General features: G+C 53.3%; 1 pseudogene. It reads right to left on the bottom strand.

From position 1 onward, the window contains the following. Window positions 1–137: 137 nt before the first annotated feature. Window positions 138–274, bottom strand: a pseudogene (locus tag RV1423_RS29610) (transposase); the annotation flags it as partial.

Below are 274 nucleotides of genomic sequence, written 5' to 3'. Positions count from 1 at the left end.
CCAATAGGCTATCGGCCAGCTTGAGCAGTTCCGGATCGGGCTTGGCACGCTTGTTACGCTTTACAACGGTCATTGTTTCTCCTTGATGGCGGCAGTGTCCTGCCAAATGACCGTTTACACAAAATTATTTACACCCTCCCTTCCGTTTGCGCCAGCCACAGCCCCAACACTTCCTTCTCGCCATCCATGGTGATACCGATGGCCAGATAGACGGCCTTTACCCGCACCGTTCCCTCACGCACTTTGACATGGATGCAGTCCAGATAAACGATGG

The sequence above is a fragment of the Herbaspirillum sp. RV1423 genome (assembly GCF_000577615.1).
Taxonomy (GTDB): domain Bacteria; phylum Pseudomonadota; class Gammaproteobacteria; order Burkholderiales; family Burkholderiaceae_D; genus Herbaspirillum.
Note: the sequence above shows the minus strand (reverse complement) of the source record. Positions and strands in the feature narration are given on the sequence as shown.